This window comes from Candidatus Palauibacter polyketidifaciens (assembly GCF_947581785.1).
In the GTDB taxonomy this organism is placed as follows: Bacteria; Gemmatimonadota; Gemmatimonadetes; order Palauibacterales; family Palauibacteraceae; genus Palauibacter; species Palauibacter polyketidifaciens.
The window spans coordinates 87,672-105,791 of the sequence record NZ_CANPVO010000040.1 but is presented as its reverse complement, the minus strand read 5'-3'; the positions used below and the strand labels follow the sequence as shown (position 1 = coordinate 105,791).

The window sequence follows — 18,120 nt, the reverse complement described above, 5'->3', positions numbered from 1 at the left end:
TCCTGATCTGTCCGCCGGGCGGCTCCCTCAGTGCCCGCCGCCTGCGTCGATATCTTCTTCGGCTACCATCTCGACGGCGCTCATCTGGAAGGGCGCGCTCTTCACGACCTCCATGATGAACGATGTCATCCGATAGTCATCGGCCTCCGCCACGCGCGCGATCTCCCGCACCGTGGGCATGTCGTAGTGTTCGATCCGGCGGCCCAGAGCGTAGGCCATGAGATTCTCGATGAACGTCCGGACGAGCGAGTCCTCGCGATCAAGAAGCGCGGCCCTCAGATCCATCGCGCTCAGGATCGGGGTCCCATCGTAGAGTTCGCCCGACGTGTCCACCGTCCGGCCCTGGTCCTTGATCCGCCACGCGCCGGTCACGTCGAAGTTCTCCAGCGCGAGGCCGATCGGGTCGATCACCCGGTGACACGACCGGCAGGCCGGATTCGAGCGGTGCATCTCGAGCCGTTCGCGCACGGTCAGGAAGCGCCCATCCTCCGCCTCGTCCGTCGCCTCGAGGTCGGGCACGTCCGGAGGAGGAGGCGGTGGCGGCGTCCCGAGCAGGACCTCCATCACCCACTTCCCGCGGAGGACCGGCGAGGTGCGGTCCGCGTGCGAGGTCAGCGTGAGGATGCTCCCGTGACCCAGCAGTCCGCGTCGCGCCTCGTCGGGGATCCCGACCCGGCGGAACTCCTCCCCGGTCACGTCCGGAATCCCGTAGTGTCGCGCGAGACGCTCGTTCACGAACGTGTAGTCCGCGGTGAGCAGTTCGAAGAATGAAGCGTCCGAACGCAGGAGATGCTCGAAGAAGAGTTGCGTCTCCTGCAGCATCGCCTCGACGAGCCGGTGGTCCCAGTACGGATAGAGCAGCGCGTCCGGGTGGATCTTCTCCAGGTCCTGCAGGCGGAACCACTGGTAGGCGAAGCGCGTCGCCATGGCCTCCGACCGCGGGTCGTCGAGCATGCGTCGCGCCTGGGCCTCCAGCACCGCCGGGTCCGACAGGCGGCCCGCGTCGGCCATCTCCACGAGTTCGTCGTCCGGGTGCGTGCCCCACAGGAAGTACGAGAGCCGCGTGGCGAGGTCGATGTCGCTCAGACGGTAGATGTCTCCGGGAGCCACGTCCGCCGGCATCTCCTCGAGACGGAAGACGAAGTGCGGGCTCGCGAGGACCGCCTGGAGCGCGGTGCGGATGCCGACTTCGAAGCCGCCCTCCTCGACGCCGAGATCGAAGAACACCATGAGGTCTTCGACATCGTCCGTCTCCAGCGGCCGGCGATAGGCCGTGGCCGCCAGCGTCCTGATGATGTGCCGCGCACAGGGCCGCTCCTCGTCGGGCGCCGTGGGCCGGCAGGAGAAGATCCGCTTGCGGCTCGGCGTCTCCGAGATGCCGGTGACCGCGAACGGACCCGTGACGAGGAAGTCGCGCAGGTGCGGGAGCGTCGTCACGCCGTAGGCGCTGCCGATGTTCGAGTCGGCCAGCTTGTAGTCGATCGGCTTGATGAGGTCGTTGTCCGGACCCTCCGCGTTGAGCAGGAAGGCCGCCGTCACCCGCTGCGGCCCCGCCCGCACGTGGATCGGCTCCGTCTCGATGACCATCCCCTGCGGATCGGACTCCGACATGAACGGATCGATCTCGAGCAGCGCCACGCGCGCGCCGTCGACCGAGACCTCGATCTTCTCATCCGGAGCGGTCATCCCGTACAGGAACCCCGTCGGGCCGGGGTGCATGTCCATCTTGAACACGTACTCCCCGTCGGCGGGGAAGACGTGGATGACGGAGATCCCGCCCCGCGTCCCGAAGGGCGCGCCCTCGGCGCGGACCGCCTGCGACGCCGTCTTCGGCACCTTGTAGGTGACCTGGCGCGGGCCCGCCTCCGGATCGCCGACCGCCATGCGGCTGATCTCGCTCGCCGCCCGCAGATAGCCTTCCATCAGCGTCGCGGACATCATCTGGACGTCGGCGATGTTGTCGAAGTTGTCGCTGATCGTCTCGGTCGGGAGGAACGCCTCCATGTCGACGTCGAGGTCGAGCAGATCCTGAACCGCGCGCCGGTATTCCGCGCGGTTGAGGCGCTGGAAGGTCCGCGTCCCCGGGTTCGGGTTCGCACGCGCGGCCCCGTCCATGCGCGTCTCGAGTTCCTCGACGACTGCCGTCAGCGTCGCCTCGTCCGGGCGCCGCACGCCGGGCGGCGGCATCATGCCTGCCCGGAGCTTCCGGATCATCTGCTCGGCGGTCTCGGGGTCGGCCTGCGGCTCGGCGGCGTCGAACTCGAGGAAGGAGCGATTGCCCGCCCTGCGCGAGTCGTTGTGGCAGCGGGTGCACACCGTCTGGATGACCGAGTGCGCGAGCGTGTCCGGGGCGGGCGCAACCGCAAGGGCGTGCGAGGGCGCACCCAGCGGTGCATCCTTGCCCGTGACGGCGAGATACAGCACCGCCGTTCCCAGAGCCGCGATCGCAAACTTCTTCATGTGGACCTCACCGGCTGTCGCCCGAATGCAACCGGGCAAACACCGCGACGCGGCGCGGCGTTTGGACGCACGATCCCCTCCCCGCATCCAGCCTGTGCAAGATAGGGATTATCAATGTCCGAACGCCAGTCGAACCGCGCCGGACCACCCGCCCGTCCTATTCGGGGGAGCCGCGGGACTCCAGGTAGTCGCGACCGGCGGACATCAGGGCGACGAAGGCGTCCTCATCCCCCGCTTCGACGGCGTCTCGCACCCGCTCCGCCGCCGCCACGAGTTCCTTCAGCGCGACGTCCCCGTACTCGTTCAGCGACTGAATCTCGAAGTACATGTGCGGGTTCTCGCCGGCCAGCGCGCGCGCCACGTCCAGCTGGGCTTCGAACGTCGTGCTCGACACGTCCGCCAGACGCGGCGTCGTTTCGCCGGAGCGAGCCAGCGCCGTGAAGAAGGTGATGTTGAGGGCGTGCGAGAGCCCCAGCACGAACCCCATGACGCGGTCGTGGCTCTCCAGGTCCATGCGCACCCGCGTCGCCATCGTCGAGGCGAAGAGCGCTTCCGCGCCTTCCGTCGCGTCGGCACGGCCCACGTCCACGAAGATCACGTGTTCCCCTGAAAGGAGTTCGGTGTCGGGACCGAACATGGGATGGACGGAGGTGACGCGGACCCCGGCCTCCGCCAGCGCCATCAGACCGGAGCGCACCGGACTCTTGAGCGAACCGATATCGAACACGAGGCCCGGCGGTCCAATCTCCGCCAGCCGTTCGAGGATCTCGTTGGCGATGACCATCGGCGTCGCCACGACGATCAGGTCGTGGTCCAGCGACGTCGTCGCCCAATCCGCGTGATCCCCCCCGTCAGGGTCGGCGTTCTCTACCTCGAACCCCTGGGAGGAGAGGAAGCGGACGAACCACTCGCCCATCTTCCCCGAGCCGCCGATGACGAGAGCGCGTTTCCCGCCTCCTCTGGCGGCCGCCGCCACGCTGCCCCGTTCCTGCACGGTGAGCGACGAACGGATCAGCGAAAGGACGAGGTCCTCGGCCAGGCGCGGCGGGAGGCCGAGGTCGCTCGCGGCGGCGCGGGCCCGCTCGATGACGACCTTTTCCTGCCGGTAGTCGCGCGGGGGCGTCTGCGAGGCGCGCTTTCGCTCCCCGACCTTCGCGGAGACCGCCTGCCGCCGCGCTACGAGTTCGAGCAACTCGCGATCGATGCGCGCGAGTTCGTCTCTGAGTCGATCCAGGTTCGGCACGTCTCGCTCCGGAGTTCTAGTGTATTGTCGCAGGAATCTGCGAGTCACCGAGAGCGCCGGGGCGCCGGGTCCCGCAAGACGCTCCGACGAGTAATAGCAGCGCTATTGCGAGGAGGAGCAACGCAGCGGGGACGGATGCAGCGGCGCTCGAATGGCCGCAGGATTCCTGCGACACTACACTAGCCCGCGATCACGCGGATCGTCTGCCGCAGCGCGATCCAGCTCACGTACGCCAGCAGAGGCGGCGCCACGTAGCGAATCAGGAAGCGCGCCGTCGGGATCAGCCGCGCGAACCGGGGCGAAGCCCCGATCCGGAGTTCCTCCTCCGGCTGCTTCATCACCCATCCGACGAGCACCGCGATGGCGAGTACGCCGAGCACCGTGAGGAGTTCCGCCGCCACCTGATCCATGATTCCCAGTGCACCGAGGGAGAGCGCCGGTGCGATCCCGATCGCCGCGATCAGGAAGCCCGACGTCAGCGTTGCCCGGCGGCGCGTCCAGCCCCGTTCGTCGATGAGGATCGAGGCCGCCACCTCCAGCAGGGAGACCGCCGAGGTGATCGCCGCCACGATCACGGCGACGAAGAACAGCGTACCCACGACCCGGCCCAGCGCCTCCATCTGCGCGAAGGCGCTCGGGAGCGAGATGAACAGGACGCCCAGCGTGCTCTCCCCCACGTCCTCCGAAAGCCCGAGTCCGAAGACGATCGGAAAGACGACGAGCCCCGCGACGAAGGCGACGGAGAAGTCCGAGAGCGCGATCACGGCGCTTTCGCGGCCGAGGTTGGTGCGCTTCGAGAGATAGGAGGAATAGGTGACCATGATCCCCATCCCCACGCTCAGCGAATAGAAGGCATGGGCGGCCGCGCCCTGCAGCACGACGGGATCCAGCAGTTCGCTCAGCGAGGGAGAGAGGTAGAAGCGGTATCCCTCCGCCGCGCCCGGCAGCGTCGTGGCCCAGACCGCGAGGCCGATGAGGAGGAGGAAGAGGAGCGGCATGAGGAGCACGCTCGCGCGCTCGATCCCCTTGCGGACGCCGAACACCACGATCCCCACCGTCGCGGCGATCGACACCAGGTGGAAGACGACCGCCGAAGGTCCGGACGCGACCGACGCGTAGCGCCCGGCGGCATCGGCGTGGAATCCGGTGGTGAGCCCGTCGAGGGCGTAGCGCAGGGCCCAGCCCGTGATGACGGAAAGGTAGGCCATGATGACGGTCGACGTCACGAGGAAGATGAGCCCCGCCGCGGCCCAGCGCCTGCCGCCGATCGAGCGCAGGGCGCCGATGGCCGACCGGCGCGCGCGCCGCCCCACCGCGAACTCCGCCAGCATCATCGGCACGCCGATGAGAAACGCCATGCAGACGTAGGCTACGAGGAAGGCCGCGCCGCCGCCCTCCGCCGTCTGATAGGGAAAGCGCCACATGTTGCCCAGCCCGACGGCGGACCCCACCGCCGCAAGCACGAAACCGGCGCGGGTGCCGAAGCGCTCGCGCGCGGGTGCCGGGGTGTCGGGTGACCGGTTCAAGTGGCGGATCCTCGGCTGGATATCCGTGCGGGGAGGAGGCTTGAGTGTCGCCGACAAACGCCTCACGCCGCAAGGTGACGGTACTTCCCGGTTGCGTGTTCGGCTTCGGGTGGGGGATTATCGACTACGCTCGGGCGGTCCCGGGCGCAGCCACGGGCAAGGTGCCGCCCGCCGGCCCACCACCCACCCGAGAGAGACGGCCCGAGTGACGCCACACGTCGAGATCCCCGGACTCACACTGACCCTCGAGGACTTCGAGCGCGCGCGGGAGCACGTCGCGCCGCACGTCTACCACACCCCCCTTCTCACGTCGCGCTCGCTGAGCGAGGCCTCCGGGTTCGACATCCGGCTCAAGGCCGAACTCTTCCAGCGCGGGGGTTCGTACAAGGTGCGGGGGCCGCTGAACGTGATGGCCCACATGGGCGAGGAGGAGAAGGCGCGGGGCATCATCTGCTCCTCCGCCGGGAACCACGCGCAGGGCGTCGCGCTGGCGGCCCGCCTGTACGGGATTCCCGCCGTCGTCGTGATGGCCGAGAACGCGACTCCGGCAAAGGTCGCGGCCACAGAGGGATACGGCGCGGAGGTCGTGCTTCACGGATCGATCTGGGACGAGGCGAACGAGCGGGCACTGGAACTCGTCGAGGAGCGCGGACTCACGTACGTGCACCCGTTCGACAACCCGCGGCTGATCGCGGGCCAGGGCACCCTCGGCCTCGAGATCCTCGAGGACTGGCCGGAGGTCGAGATCGTCGTCATCCCCATCGGGGGCGGCGGCCTCATCTCCGGCAATTCGATGGCGCTGAAGAGCGTGAACCCCGATATCCGCGTGTTCGGCGTGGAATCATCGGGGGCGCCCGCCATGAAGCGCACGGTCGAGTCGGGGGAGATGATCACCCTCGAGACCGTGGATTGCGCGATCGACGGGCTCAAGGTGATGCGGGTGGGAGACAACACGGCGTCCGTCGTGAGCCGTTTCGTGGAGCGCGTCGTGACGCTTCCCGACGAGGACATCTTCGACGCCATGCTGTGGCTGATGACGCGGGCGAAGCTCGTGACCGAGGGCGCGGCCGCGGCGCCGGTCGCCGCCGTCCTGCACGGCCTCATCGACGCGCCGCCGGGGACGAAGGTCGCCTGCGTCCTCAGCGGCGGGAACCTCGACGTCGAACAACTTCGGGGACGGAGTTGGAACTGAAGGAGCTGGAACTGAACGGCGGTCTCCGCCTCGCTCCGGCCGTCCTCCTGCTCGGATCGCTGGCACCGGCCGGCGCCACGGCACAGGAGCCGGGCCAGGAGGGACGGGCCCGGATCGCGGTCGAGTCCGCGCCGCGCCCGACGGCCGCGGCCCTGCGCACGGAGACGCCGCCCACCGTGGACGGCCGCCTCGACGACCCCGTCTGGCGGCAGGCTCAGCCCTTGACCGGATTCGTCCAGTCCCGTCCCGACACCGGAGCGCCCGCGACCGAGAACACCGTCGTCTACTTCGCTTACGACGACCGGGCCCTCTACATCGGAGCGATCTGCCTCGACTCCGAGCCCGACCGCTACTTCATCTCCAGCCTGAAGCAGGACTTCAACAGCGGGTCATCGGACGTCTTCGGCGTGGCGCTCGATACGTACCTCGACCGCCGCAACGGGTTCATGTTCCTCGTGAATCCCGGTGGGGCGCTCAAGGACGTCCAGCTCTTCGACGACAGCCGTTCCGAGAACCAGGCGTGGGAAGGCCCCATCCGCGTCGAGACGACCCGCGGCGACGAGGGCTGGACGGTGGAGATCGAGATCCCCTTCTCCACGCTCCGCTTCAATCCCTCGGAGGAGGACCAGACCTGGGGACTCCAGATCCTGCGGCGCATCCGGCGGAAGGCGGAGGATACGTTCTGGGCGCCGCTCGACCGGAGGGACCAGATCCACAAGATGTCGAAGGCGGGGACGCTGACCGGATTCCGGGGTGTGGGGCCGGGACTCAACCTGCGGGTGAAGCCCTACGCCCTCGCGCAGGACCAGACGGGGACGCTGATCGAGGAAGGGCGCGCCGGCACCCAGGCCGACATCGGGTTCGACGTGAAGTTCGGGGTGACGCCGGGGCTGACGCTGGACCTCACCTACAACACGGACTTCGCCCAGGTCGAGGTCGACCAGGAGCAGGTCAACCTGACCCGCTTCCCGCTCTTTTTCCCTGAGAAACGGGACTTCTTCGTCGAGAACTCCGGCACGTTCGCCTTCGGCGACCAGTCGGAGCGCAGCTACCGGACCGGCGTCTCGCTGCGCGACCTCACCCTCTTCCACTCGCGCCGCATCGGACTCACGGGGCGGGGGGAGCCGATCCCCATCCTTGGCGGCGCGCGGCTCACGGGCCGGACGGCCGGGTTCGAAGTCGGCCTCATGAACCTCCAGACCCGGTCCGGCCGCGGCCTCCCGGCCGAGAACTTCTCGGTCATGCGGGCGCGCCGGAGCGTGTTCGGGACGTCGGACGTGGGCGCGATCTTCATCAACCGGGAGGCGACGGGTTCGGATATCGAGGGCTACCCCGACTTCAACCGCAACGTGGGGTTCGATGCGAACCTGAGGCCGCTCCCGTCGCTGCTCCTCGCCCCGTTCCTCGCCTGGACCGACTCGCCGGATGCCGATGGCAACGCCCTTGCGGGCCGCATGTGGGCCGGCTGGCGCGACGAACTGTGGGACGTGTCCGCGCTGTGGCGCCACGTGGGAGAGGACTTCAACCCGACGGTGGGCTTCGTGCGCCGGCGCGACATCCGCCAGAGCTACGCGACGGTGGGGCTCCACCCGCGGCCGCCGGTGCCCGGCGTGCAGGAGGTCAATCCCTGGGTCGAGCTCGACGACATCCGGGATCTAGAGTCCGTCCTCGTGACGCGGAGGCGGACGGCGGGGTTCGGGATCTCGTTCCTGAACGGGAGCGGGCTCACGCTGAACTACACGGACCGGTTCGAACTCCTGCGGGAACCCTTCCGCGTCTCGAGGGACGCGACAATCCCGACCGGCCGCTACGACTTCGGCTCGGGCTCGGTGCAGTACCGGTCGGCGCCGGGGCGGGCGCTGACGGGGTTCGTTCGGGTCGAGCGCGGCGGGTTCTTCGACGGGACGCTGACGTCGCTGTCGGGCGGCCTCATGTGGCGGCCGAGCCATCACCTCTCCGTCGATCTCTCGGCGAACCACAACGACATCTCGCTCCCGGACGGGGCGTTCACGGCGGACGTCTTCGGGGGTCGGGTCGACTACGGCCTCTCGACGAAGGTCTTCGCCAGCGCCTTCGTCCAGTACAATGCGGCCGAGGACCAGTTCGTCACGAACGTGCGCTTCAACTACCTGTATTCGCCGCTCAGCGACATCTTCCTCGTCTACACCGAGCGCCGGGACCTGGACGCCGGCATGACGGTCGAGCGCGTCCTCGCCGCGAAAGTGTCGAAGTCCATCGGCTTCTGACGTTGCGTGGCCCTCGCAGATTAGACTAGTATCAGTCTGGTCTGACTATTTCTTTTCGAATTCGATTCAGGAGGAACATGCCGGACATCGGCGCCTTTGAAGCGAAGACACACCTGCCCCGCCTCCTGCGCCGCGTGCAGACGGGGGAGCGTTTCGTCATCACGAGGCACGGCCGTCCCGTCGCGGAGTTGATCCCCTTCCGCACGACCGACCCCGACAAGGTTCAGGCCGCGATCGACGACCTGAAGGCGTTCCAGGCGACACACAGTCTCGGCGGGCTCTCAGTTCGGGACATGATTGAGGAAGGTCGCAGGCATTGACGTTCGTGCTCGACTGTTCCGTCACGATGGCCTGGGTGTTCCCGGACGAGGCAACCGAGGAGACGGCTCGGCTCCGGGATGCCCTGACGGAAGGACGAGCGTTCGTTCCGTCCCTGTGGCCGATCGAGGTCGCGAACGTGCTGCTCGTCGCTACGCGCCGAGGGCGGATCGCGGAGAGCGACTGGCCGCGGATCTGGCGAAACCTGGAAGCTCTGCCGCTCACGATCGATCCCGTTTCCACGTCCCGCATCCGGGGACCGGTGCTCGGAGTCGCCCACGCGCACGGGCTCTCCGTCTACGACTCCATGTATCTGGAACTGGCCATCCGGATGCGGTTACCGCTTGCCACGCTGGATCGGGCGCTCGGGGAAGCGGCACGAACGGCGGGACTGGAGGTGCCGACCGCAACGTAGCCGGATTCGGAGAGGCTCCGGCGCGTTCCCGCGGGACGTGGCTAGGGGGATCCGCTACTCGTGGCGCTCCAGCCAGGCGCGGAGGTGGTCGGCCTCCTCGCTGGCGGACGGGTCGAGTTCCGCCTGGTGGAGCCGGCTGCGAACGACGAAGACATCCATCTCGTCCGGCGGTGTGTCCCGTTCGAGGATGCCTCTCACCTTTCCCAGGAAGAACGTGCCCCAGTCGGGCTGGCGGCCGTCGATATCGGTGAAGCCGTACTCCTTCGCGAGGCCCCAACTCGAGAACAGTCCGCCGCTCTTTGCCGCGACGTCCGGGTCGGCGGCGAGCGCGGCGATCGCGCGGCCGACGTAGCACGGCGTCTCGGACTCGGCGAAGTACTCGTCCTTCTCGATCGCCTCGCGCCAATCCGCCTCGGTGACTCCGAAGTGGTCGAGCACCGCCTCTGAGCGCAGGAATCCGGGAGTGATCGCGAGCGCCGTGACGCCGTGCGGGTGGAGGTCGGCAGCCATGGCGTAGGCGAGCCGGACGACCGCGTTCTTCGCCAGGTCGTAGAACAGGTTGCCGCGGTAGCCGAACGTGTCGCCGTCGGTCACCTCGACGATGAGGCCGGCGTTGCGCTCGACCATCAGCGGAGCGCCGTGCCGGCTCGTGATGATGTGCGTGTGGACGGCGCGTTCCAGCATCTGCTCACCCTGCGCGATGGCGAGTTCCCAGAAGGGCTTCCCCCACTCCGTCAGCGCGTCGCCGCCCCAGATGTCGTTCACGAGGACATCGAGCCGGCCCGCCTCGGCGCGCACGCGGGCGAAGAGTTGCTCGACTTCGGACTCGACCGTGTGGTCGGCGCGGACGGCGATGCCCCGGCCGCCTTCCGCCGTGACCATCGCCGCCGTTTCCTCCACCGTCTCCGGCCGTCCGGGCGTGGCGGGCCGGCCCCGTACGCTGCGGCCGGTGCAGTAGACGGTGGCGCCCGCCTCGCCGAGCATGCGGGCGATGCCGCGCCCGGCGCCGCGCGTCGCGCCGACGACGACGGCCACACGGTCCTTCAGCGGACGATCCGGCATCCCGCCTGTCTCAGAAGCGGAAGCGGACGAGCGGGACGTTCCAAGCGGTGTGCCGTCGTCCGGTCCGTCCCGGATCGAAGACCGTTGTCGGGAACGGCAGCGGCAGGCCCACCGCCAACGGTTCTCCCTCGGACCAGTTCAGGAGAGCCGGAGACGACAAACCGGACGCTGCTCGGGCGGCGCTCGACTCTCCCGCGGGCGCGTCCTCCGACTCGCCGGTCAACAGGGCCCCGAAACCCAGACCCACGAGACTCGTCGCGAGCGGAATCGCGAACTCGCCGCTGGTGCTTCCGGGCTTCGTGATGAGCACGATGCCGACCCCGCCAAAGCCGCCGATCAGACCGCCCAGGCTGATCATGTGCGCGCGGCGGGACGAGAGGTCGAACCGGCTCCCCGCCAGTGTTCCGGCGATCAGGCCCGCATTGCCCACGAGCAGCGTGCTCGCCCACATCGCCTCGTCGCCCAGATCCAGCGCGGTCGCTCCCCCGAGTCCGAACCACGTCCCCCAAAGGCTGCCGAGGTACGTCGCCGCGGCCGTACCTTCCGAAGTCTCGCGGGCGAGGAGGCCGGCCGTGACGATGCCGGCCAATCCGCCAGCCAGTGCCGCGGCCACGGCCTCCGTCTCGCCCGGCTCGCAGTACTCGCAGCCGGGATCGGCGCCCAGATTCAGCGCGTTCGCCCAGCCCACGCCCTGCCATGTGCCCCACGTGCCGGCCCAACTGATCGTGCGCGAACGTCCCACCGAGAGGGAACGCGAGAACACGCGGCCGACGAGGTAGCCCGTCGGTCCGCCGAGCAGAAGACCCGCGCCGTAGGGTTCGGAGCCGCGCGCCTCCGCAAGCATCGGCACCGCGACGCCGAGCCACAGCCCATACATCGTGGACCACACGCGGAACTCCGTGTCGCCACGCCGATCCTGCGGGCCGCCGCCCGGAGGCGGCCCCGCCGGCGTCGCGCCCGCCGGAGCCCCCAACCCTTCCAGCCGAGCCCGGGCCAGCGCCGCACCCGGAGTGCCGGGGTAGCGGCGGACGACCTCCTCATACAGGGCCCGGGCGACCTCGAGTTCGCCGCGCTCCTCGAAATCGGCCGCCGTCGCGACGAGCACGGCTGCGGAGTCCGCCGCGGTCAGCTGGGCGGCGGCGGGCCGCGGGCCGCCGAGCGCCGCCGCCAGGAGCGCGATGATCGTCAGGCCCGAGAGCCGGACCCGCACCTCTCCTCGCGAGTTCACCGGGGACGGCCCGTCAGCGGATGCCGACGATGCCGCGAACCGAGTCGATGAGCTTCGGCGCATCCCAGCCCACGCCGGCCTTGAACACGATGCGCGTCTCGCGGATGTGGCCGTCCGCCTCCGGGTCTCCCTCCAGCACGACGAGATCCGCGACCTTTCCGACCTCGATCGTCCCCGTCTCGTCGTCGATTCCCAGCACGCTGGCGCCGTTCGCGCTCATGATCTGCACGACCTCGGCAGGCGTGAACCCGGCCTCGAGCAGCAGTTCATAGTTCTTCTGGTCCCCGTAGCCCGGGGGCGCCGCGCCGTACCCGGTGGGGTCGACGCCGGCCGCGAGCGTCCCTCCGGCCTGTACGAACGCGTACTCGTACTCGAGCGCCTTCTGATAGACGTCGGGATGGATCCCGATCCCGGAATCGAGCGTCGCGTTCCGCCGCAGATTCGCGATCTCCCGCACCTCCGCCGCGATCTCCGGGGCGAGGATGTCGTAGATCCGCTCGTCGATCGGACCCCGGCCGGGCACGGAGATCTCGTACACCGCGAGCGTCGAGGTCATCGCGACGTCGTTCTCGATCATCATGCGGAACGTCTCCTGCACTTCCTCGGAGTTCACGTCGAGATCGGCGTAGCCGTTCCGGAACCCCGACGGGCAGTCGTCCGGCTCCTTCCCCTGGAAGTACTCGCTGTTCGCGAGCAGGCCGTGCTCCAGGTTGTCGATCCCGAGCGCCACCGCCTCCCTGTATCCGACCGAGCAGAGGTGGGCCGTCACCTTCACGCCGTGCCGGTGCGCCTCGTCGATCGCCGCGCCGAGTTCCTCGCGGCTGATCCAGGTGTACGCCTTGAACCAGGGCACGCCCTCCTCCGCCCAGTAGCGGACGAGGCGACGCGCCTGCTCCGGCCCCTCGAGCTGGGCCATCGACTGCGAACCCTCCTGCCCCGTGAGGTAGGGGCCGGTCGTGAACATGTTCGGGCCGATGGTGCGCCCCTCGTCGATCGCGCGCTTGAGGTTGATCTCCTCGTACGGCGCGCGGGCGCCGGTCGTCCGGATCGTCGTCACCCCGGACGCGAGGTAGAGCCGCGACCCCGAGAAGGAGAGCTGCGCGGCCCGTCCGTTCCCGCCGGTGTAGTAGCTGTGGTTGTGGAGTCCGATGAGACCCGGGATGACGGTGTGGCCCTCGAGGTCGAGCACCTGCGCGTTGCGAATCCGCCCCGCAACCTCATCGACGGGGCCGACATCGGCGATGCGGCCATCCTGGATGACGATGGTCTGCCCCTCGCGAGCGGGGCCGCCGGTCCCGTCGATCACCTTGACATTCGTGAGCGCGACGGTCGGCGCCTGCACCGCGATGAAGTCCTCCATCGCCTCCTGTGCCTGCGCATCGGAGTACAGCAGTGCGCCGGCGACCGGCGCCAGGACGAGGGCAAAGAGGGCACGGCGTTGGGTGGTCATCATGACAACCTCCTTTCTCACTGCCGGGCGTCTACAGATCCAGGATGAGCCGCAGTCCGGCTTCGACCCGACTCATGAGCTTGCGTGATATCTGGCCGCACCGGTCCCCGAGATAATCTTCGTCGATGGTCACGAGTTGGGTCACATTTGCCACGGAGTCCTTTGGCAAACCTGTTGCCGATGCCGGCAGAAGAACGTTGCCCGGGGCGTCCAGATAGCGCGTATTCGAGGTGAGGGCTACGCCGATCACGGTCCTCAGTCTGCTTCGATTGAACGAGTCTGCCTGCACTACGAGAATCGGGCGACGAAATCCCGGTTCCGATGCTCTTGGTTCGTCCAGATCCGCCCACCTTATCTCTCGCCGCGCAACTACCATTCTTCGGCGATGGATCGAGCCTGAGCCCGCCTAAGAGCATGATCCATTTCACCGGAAAGGTCGGCGTAGACGGCGTTCAGCTTCGCAGTGATGTCCTCGCTGCGGTGTTTCGCCACGTATTCGGCCACTGCGGTCGCGTAGAGTTCGCTTCGCGAGACTCTCATCCGCTTCGCGAGCGAATCGGCGGAGGCGAACAGTTCATCGGGCACGGAGATCGCTGTCTTCATACCGTAGTAATACTGTGGTATAACCCACAGGTCAACCTCGGACGATCGCTGGCCCGGCGTCCGGTCACGGCGGGGCGTCGGCGACGTTCATCGTCATCTTCATGCCGGCTTCCAGGTGTTCGGCGATGTGGCAGTGAATCATCCAGCGGCCCGGGTTCGACAGTTCCAGCAGGATGTCCGTCGTGGATGCGGCGGGCAACAGGACCGTGTCCTTCCACACCAGGTTGTCGTTCGGCACCCCGTTCTGCGACAGGACGAGGAAGCGCTGGCCGTGGATGTGTAGCGGGTGCTGCATGGCGTGGAAGGCGCCCCGGTCGTTCACGACGCGGATCTTCACCACATCTCCGACGGCGAAGTTCCACTCGATCTCCTCGTTCTCCCGCCCCGTGGCCGTCTCCCGCAGGACCCAGCGGATCTCGCGGCCGGTCGTGGCCCAGTTCATGCGCGGCATCGTCCCGGTCCATTCCACCGGGTTGAAGTAGACCCAGTCGTAGGCCATCGAGCGCTCGATGGGGAGCGGGAGATCGTCGGTCTCGAGCGTCATCACGAGTTCACGGTCGGGCTCGTCGTCGAAGCGGGGCCGGTAGCGGTCGATGTCCGCGATGACGTCCGCGTGTTCGCGCAGGGTCCCGAACGCGCCCCCGTGGTCGTCGGCCGCAGCCCGTGGCGCGACCGTCACGTTGCCCAGCGTCCGGAGTTCGGCCCGGAAGACGCCCAGCCGGTGGTTGATCCCCTGTACGTGGTTGACGAGCGCGTGCGTGCCGGACCGGTCGAAACGGACGTCGATCACGTAGCGCTCCGCGGGAGCCAGGACCACGCTTCGGACCCATTCCTCGCGCTCGAAGCGGCCCACATCCGACGCGACGACCTTGAGCGGAAGACGATTCGGGTCCGCCGCATCGGGATCGGCCACGCGCTGGTCGGGATCGGGAAGCCCGCCGCGTTCCGTGTCCACGAACGAGAGATTGAACGTGCGCGTGTTGGAGGCGTTCGTGAGGTGGAAGCGGACGACCCCGCCCCGGTCGATCTCCAGTTCGTAGCCCGGCTCGCCGTTGACGAGGGCCCGGTTCCCGAACCGGCCCATGAGCATGTAGTTCGCCGATTCCTCGCCGAAGTCCACGAGTCCGTCGTCGTCGAGGAGGATGTCGTCGAGGATGAGGACTTCCTCGCGGTTCGCGGGCCCGTAGTAGTCCGGGTCGGCGGGATCGACGAGGAGGTTCCCGTACAGGCCGAGTTCCTGCTGGACGTCCTCGCGGTGGTGCGGGTGGTACCAGTAGATTCCGGCGTCCCGGAAGTAGATCCGGTACCGGAACGATTCGCCGGGGGCGACGGGATCCTGGGTGAGGCCCGGGACGCCGTCGAACGCGTTGTCGAGCCGGATGCCGTGCCAGTGCACCGCCGTCGGGTACGGGGTCCGGTTCGTGAAATTCACGAAGATGGTGGACTTCTCCGGGACCCGGATGAGGGGACCGGGGTGCTGGCCGTTGAAGGCGAGCATGGCGAGTCGGCGGCCGTCGATTTCCCGCCGGACGATGGTCGCCTCGAGGTCGAGCGTGCCCCCGTCGGGGAGATCGACGAGTTGGCGCCGAGCAGGCTCGGGGAGCGTCTCCCACGGGGGCAGGTCGGCCGCGCTTCGGAGGCTTGCGGGGCGAGCGCGCGGTTCGAGGTCCATCACGCCGGGCAGCATGGCGATGCCGGGGTACGCGGGCGGCGCGTCCCAGCGCGTCGGGCCCCGGTCGGCCGCCCGCCGCGTCGCCGACGGCGCGAGGGCCAGGAGGTCGTGCGCCTCCATGAGCGCGGACGGCGAGCGGCCCCGCAGCACGAGCGGCCCCTCGCGCGTCGTGACGCTGGCCGACGCCTCCGCGCTGACCATCACGAGGAACTTGTTGAACGCGACGCGCCCCAGCGCGTGCTCGCCGTTCCCGACCGGGCCCAGCGGCACCACGGGAGCCAGTTCGAGCGGCGTCGCCCACGCCATGTAGACTGCGTACGGCCCGAGGCTGGAGGGTGGCGGGAGGCCCTCGATGTGCGCGGTCAACGCGCGGACATGGTGGCCGGACGGCGTCACCGTCACGCCGAACGGCGACGGCACCCGTCCGAGTTCGACGAACCCCTGCGCGTCCCCGCTCCGCGCCGTGGAGTAGAGGCTGATGCAATGGAGGTCGGCCGCGACCCGGCCCGTAGGCGTGTCCGTGAGCGCCCCGGCGGCCCCGGCCGCGCGAGTCTCCGCGCTGCGGGCTTCGCAGGCTCCGCTGGAGCCCGGAAGCTGGCCCGCCGTACCGGACGCCCCGGCGAGCAGGCCCAGCACCCCCGCCGCCAGCGCCGGCTTCACCGGAGTCGGGCTCAGTCGTCCCGCTGGTCGTCGTCCGGGATGAACCGGAGCGCGACGCCGTTGTTGCAGAAGCGCTTGCCCGTGGGCTCGGGGCCGTCGTTGAAGACGTGTCCCTGGTGTCCGCCGCAGCGGGCGCAGTGGTATTCGGTCCGCGGCAGGATGAGCTTGAAGTCGCGTTTCGTCTCGAGGACGTCGGGCAGCGTCTCGAAGAAACTCGGCCACCCCGTGCCGCTGTCGTACTTCATGTCGGTCGTGAACAGCGCCTCTCCGCAGGCCGCGCACGCGAAGGTGCCGGGGCGTTTCTCATCGTTGAGCGGACTCGTCCCCGCGCGTTCGGTCGCCTCCTCGAACAGCACCTTGTAGGCCTGCTCGGGGAGTTTCTGCCGCCACTCCTCCTTCGCCTTCCTGTCTATCTTCCCCATCTTTCCCATCTACACGGTTCTACCGGGTTATCCCCCGGGGTTCTCCAGGATGAAGATCTTGTCGTCCGTCTCGTCCACGCCGGTGAGATCGAGATCCCCGTCCAGATCCCGGTCGTGGATGACGACGCACGAGCCGTTGGTGCTCGCGGCGTAAGAGCGGGGGTTCACGAGCGTTCCGTCGCCCGCGTTCTCGTGTACGGTGAAGCTGTTGCCCTCGAAGTCGCTCGTGACGACATCGAGGTCGCCGTCGCCGTCGATATCGCCCACGTCGACCGCCAGCGGCGAGTCGCCCGTCTCGTACTCGACGGGATCGGCGAAGCCGCCGGCGCCGTCGCCGATGAGGACCGCGACGTTGTTCCCTTCACGATTCGCGGACATCACGTCGACGTTCCCGTCGCCGTTCGCGTCGCCCGCCACGATCATCCACGGCTTGCCGCCGGCGCGCACGCGCGTGCCCAGCTCGAGGTTGCCGCGCCCGTCCCCCAGGTAGGTGAGGACTTCGTCGGTGAAGTAGGCTCCGACGAGCAGGTCGGGCAGGCCGTCGTTGTTCACGTCGGCCGTCGCGCACGTCTTCTCGCCCTGGCCCGGCGAAGCGATCTCGGAGGCGCGGCGCAGATCGCCCGTACCATCCGCGTTGTTGAGCAGCATGGCCACGTTGCCGCGCGATTCCTCCGGACCGACGGACATGTTCACCGCCGCCACATCCGGCCAGCCGTCCTGGTCGAAGTCGCCGATGCACACGCCGCGCACGTTCCTGCCCGACTCGATGTTGCTCCCCAGTTCGAACCAGCCCTCGCCATCCGCGAGGAAGACGGACACGAGATCGTTCCCCGCGTTGCCGACCACGAAATCCGTGAGGCCGTCGCCGTTGAAATCCGCCCCTTCGTTCGGGCTCGGCCAGCTCCCGCCCGGGATGTCGAGGACGCGGAACTCGCTGTAGTCCCCCTTCCCGTCGTTGAACATCACGCGGACGTCCGCGGAGACCTCGTTGGGAATCGCGATGTCGGGGTAGCCGTCGCCGTTGAAGTCGCCGGCGTAGGCCCCGTACGGCTGGACGTGCTTCTCGCCATCGTCGAGCACGGTTCGCGCGCCACGGTCGATCATGTCCAGCGAGCCCGCCTGCGGCCGGATCCAGAAGTTCCACGCGAACCCCGTCTCCATGGCGCCGCCGTCCGCGAGCATCTCCCCGGCGCGCAGCGAAGCCGTGACCGATTCGCCGGCGTGGAAGGATTCGCCGGGCTCGAAGCGGATGCGCCGGCCATCGTCCGAGAGTTGCACGGAGCCGGTCATCACGCCGCTCCAGCGGCCGAACACGGACAGCGCCGACGGATCGAACCCGCCGGGGTCGAGCGGCTGCGCGAGCACGAGTTCGACCGGCGACTCCGGACCGGCTTCGATCGAGTGCGGGGCCGGCGAGACGAGAGACACGGCGACCGACGAAGATGCAGCGGCCGACGGCGGCACTTCCGTCGCAGCGGCCTCGCCGCGGTTCGTGCCCACGAGGACGAGCACGGCGGCGGCGGAGATGACGAGCGCGGCGAGTACTCCGGAGACGGTCTTCATTTCACAACCTCCTGCAGCTTCCTGCGCCTTCGATCCGAAGGCAGACCCGAGACCCGCAAG

15 protein-coding genes are annotated in these 18,120 nt (G+C 68.7%); 4 read left to right on the top strand and 11 right to left on the bottom strand.

The window, feature by feature from the left end:
• Nucleotides 1-27 precede the first annotated feature (27 nt).
• The 3 genes from RN729_RS11485 to RN729_RS11475 form a co-directional block, all read right to left on the bottom strand.
• On the bottom strand, nt 28-2,460 hold the full coding sequence (locus RN729_RS11485) for a DUF1592 domain-containing protein (RefSeq protein ID WP_310784908.1): 2,433 nt from the start codon (nt 2,458-2,460) through the stop codon (nt 28-30).
• Nucleotides 2,461-2,617: 157 nt separating this feature from the next.
• Nucleotides 2,618-3,703 carry a prephenate dehydrogenase/arogenate dehydrogenase family protein gene (locus RN729_RS11480; RefSeq protein WP_310784906.1) on the bottom strand — a complete coding sequence of 362 codons (1,086 nt, stop codon included), beginning with the start codon at nt 3,701-3,703 and terminating at the stop codon, nt 2,618-2,620.
• A 179-nt stretch (nt 3,704-3,882) separates the two neighbouring features.
• Nucleotides 3,883-5,229: a sodium-dependent transporter gene (locus tag RN729_RS11475; protein WP_310784904.1), complete on the bottom strand. Its 1,347-nt coding sequence runs from the start codon at nt 5,227-5,229 to the stop codon at nt 3,883-3,885.
• Nucleotides 5,230-5,434: 205 nt separating this feature from the next.
• Here RN729_RS11475 and RN729_RS11470 point away from each other — a divergent pair, with 205 nt between their 5' ends.
• From RN729_RS11470 to RN729_RS11455, 4 genes are all read left to right on the top strand, one after another.
• A complete protein-coding gene (locus RN729_RS11470; RefSeq protein ID WP_310784902.1) occupies nt 5,435-6,421 on the top strand; it encodes a threonine/serine dehydratase in 987 nt (328 codons plus the stop codon).
• Nucleotides 6,412-8,667 (top strand): DUF5916 domain-containing protein, encoded by a 2,256-nt coding sequence (locus RN729_RS11465; protein ID WP_310784900.1) that lies wholly within the window; start codon nt 6,412-6,414, stop codon nt 8,665-8,667. The genes RN729_RS11470 and RN729_RS11465 overlap by 10 nt, the downstream gene beginning before the upstream one ends.
• A 77-nt stretch (nt 8,668-8,744) precedes the next feature.
• The gene (locus RN729_RS11460) at nt 8,745-8,987 is read left to right on the top strand and encodes a type II toxin-antitoxin system prevent-host-death family antitoxin (RefSeq protein WP_310784898.1); all 243 of its coding nucleotides are present in this window, start codon (nt 8,745-8,747) and stop codon (nt 8,985-8,987) included.
• A 5-nt stretch (nt 8,988-8,992) separates the two neighbouring features.
• On the top strand, nt 8,993-9,400 hold the full coding sequence (locus tag RN729_RS11455; protein WP_310784927.1) for a type II toxin-antitoxin system VapC family toxin: 408 nt from the start codon (nt 8,993-8,995) through the stop codon (nt 9,398-9,400).
• 54 nt (nt 9,401-9,454) lie between these two features.
• Here the strand turns inward: RN729_RS11455 and RN729_RS11450 are convergent, their stop codons facing one another.
• The 8 genes from RN729_RS11450 to RN729_RS11415 all read right to left on the bottom strand — a co-directional run bounded on the left by RN729_RS11450 (nt 9,455) and on the right by RN729_RS11415 (nt 18,060).
• Entirely contained in the window at nt 9,455-10,462 is a 1,008-nt protein-coding gene (locus RN729_RS11450) for an SDR family oxidoreductase (protein ID WP_310784896.1), read from the bottom strand.
• A 10-nt stretch (nt 10,463-10,472) separates the two neighbouring features.
• Nucleotides 10,473-11,690 (bottom strand): hypothetical protein, encoded by a 1,218-nt coding sequence (locus RN729_RS11445; RefSeq protein ID WP_310784894.1) that lies wholly within the window; start codon nt 11,688-11,690, stop codon nt 10,473-10,475.
• 13 nt (nt 11,691-11,703) lie between these two features.
• Nucleotides 11,704-13,143, bottom strand: a complete 1,440-nt coding sequence (locus RN729_RS11440; RefSeq protein ID WP_310784892.1) for an amidohydrolase family protein — start codon at nt 13,141-13,143, stop codon at nt 11,704-11,706.
• 28 nt (nt 13,144-13,171) lie between these two features.
• Nucleotides 13,172-13,516: a type II toxin-antitoxin system PemK/MazF family toxin gene (locus RN729_RS11435; RefSeq protein WP_310784890.1), complete on the bottom strand. Its 345-nt coding sequence runs from the start codon at nt 13,514-13,516 to the stop codon at nt 13,172-13,174.
• Nucleotides 13,510-13,743: a hypothetical protein gene (locus RN729_RS11430; protein ID WP_310784888.1), complete on the bottom strand. Its 234-nt coding sequence runs from the start codon at nt 13,741-13,743 to the stop codon at nt 13,510-13,512. The genes RN729_RS11435 and RN729_RS11430 overlap by 7 nt, the downstream gene beginning before the upstream one ends.
• Before the next feature lie 64 nt (nt 13,744-13,807).
• On the bottom strand, nt 13,808-16,075 hold the full coding sequence (locus RN729_RS11425) for a multicopper oxidase domain-containing protein (RefSeq protein WP_310784886.1): 2,268 nt from the start codon (nt 16,073-16,075) through the stop codon (nt 13,808-13,810).
• An 11-nt stretch (nt 16,076-16,086) separates the two neighbouring features.
• Nucleotides 16,087-16,506 carry a peptide-methionine (R)-S-oxide reductase MsrB gene (msrB, locus tag RN729_RS11420; protein WP_343218926.1) on the bottom strand — a complete coding sequence of 140 codons (420 nt, stop codon included), beginning with the start codon at nt 16,504-16,506 and terminating at the stop codon, nt 16,087-16,089.
• Nucleotides 16,507-16,524: 18 nt separating this feature from the next.
• Nucleotides 16,525-18,060 carry a VCBS repeat-containing protein gene (locus RN729_RS11415; RefSeq protein ID WP_310784881.1) on the bottom strand — a complete coding sequence of 512 codons (1,536 nt, stop codon included), beginning with the start codon at nt 18,058-18,060 and terminating at the stop codon, nt 16,525-16,527.
• Nucleotides 18,061-18,120: the final 60 nt, after the last annotated feature.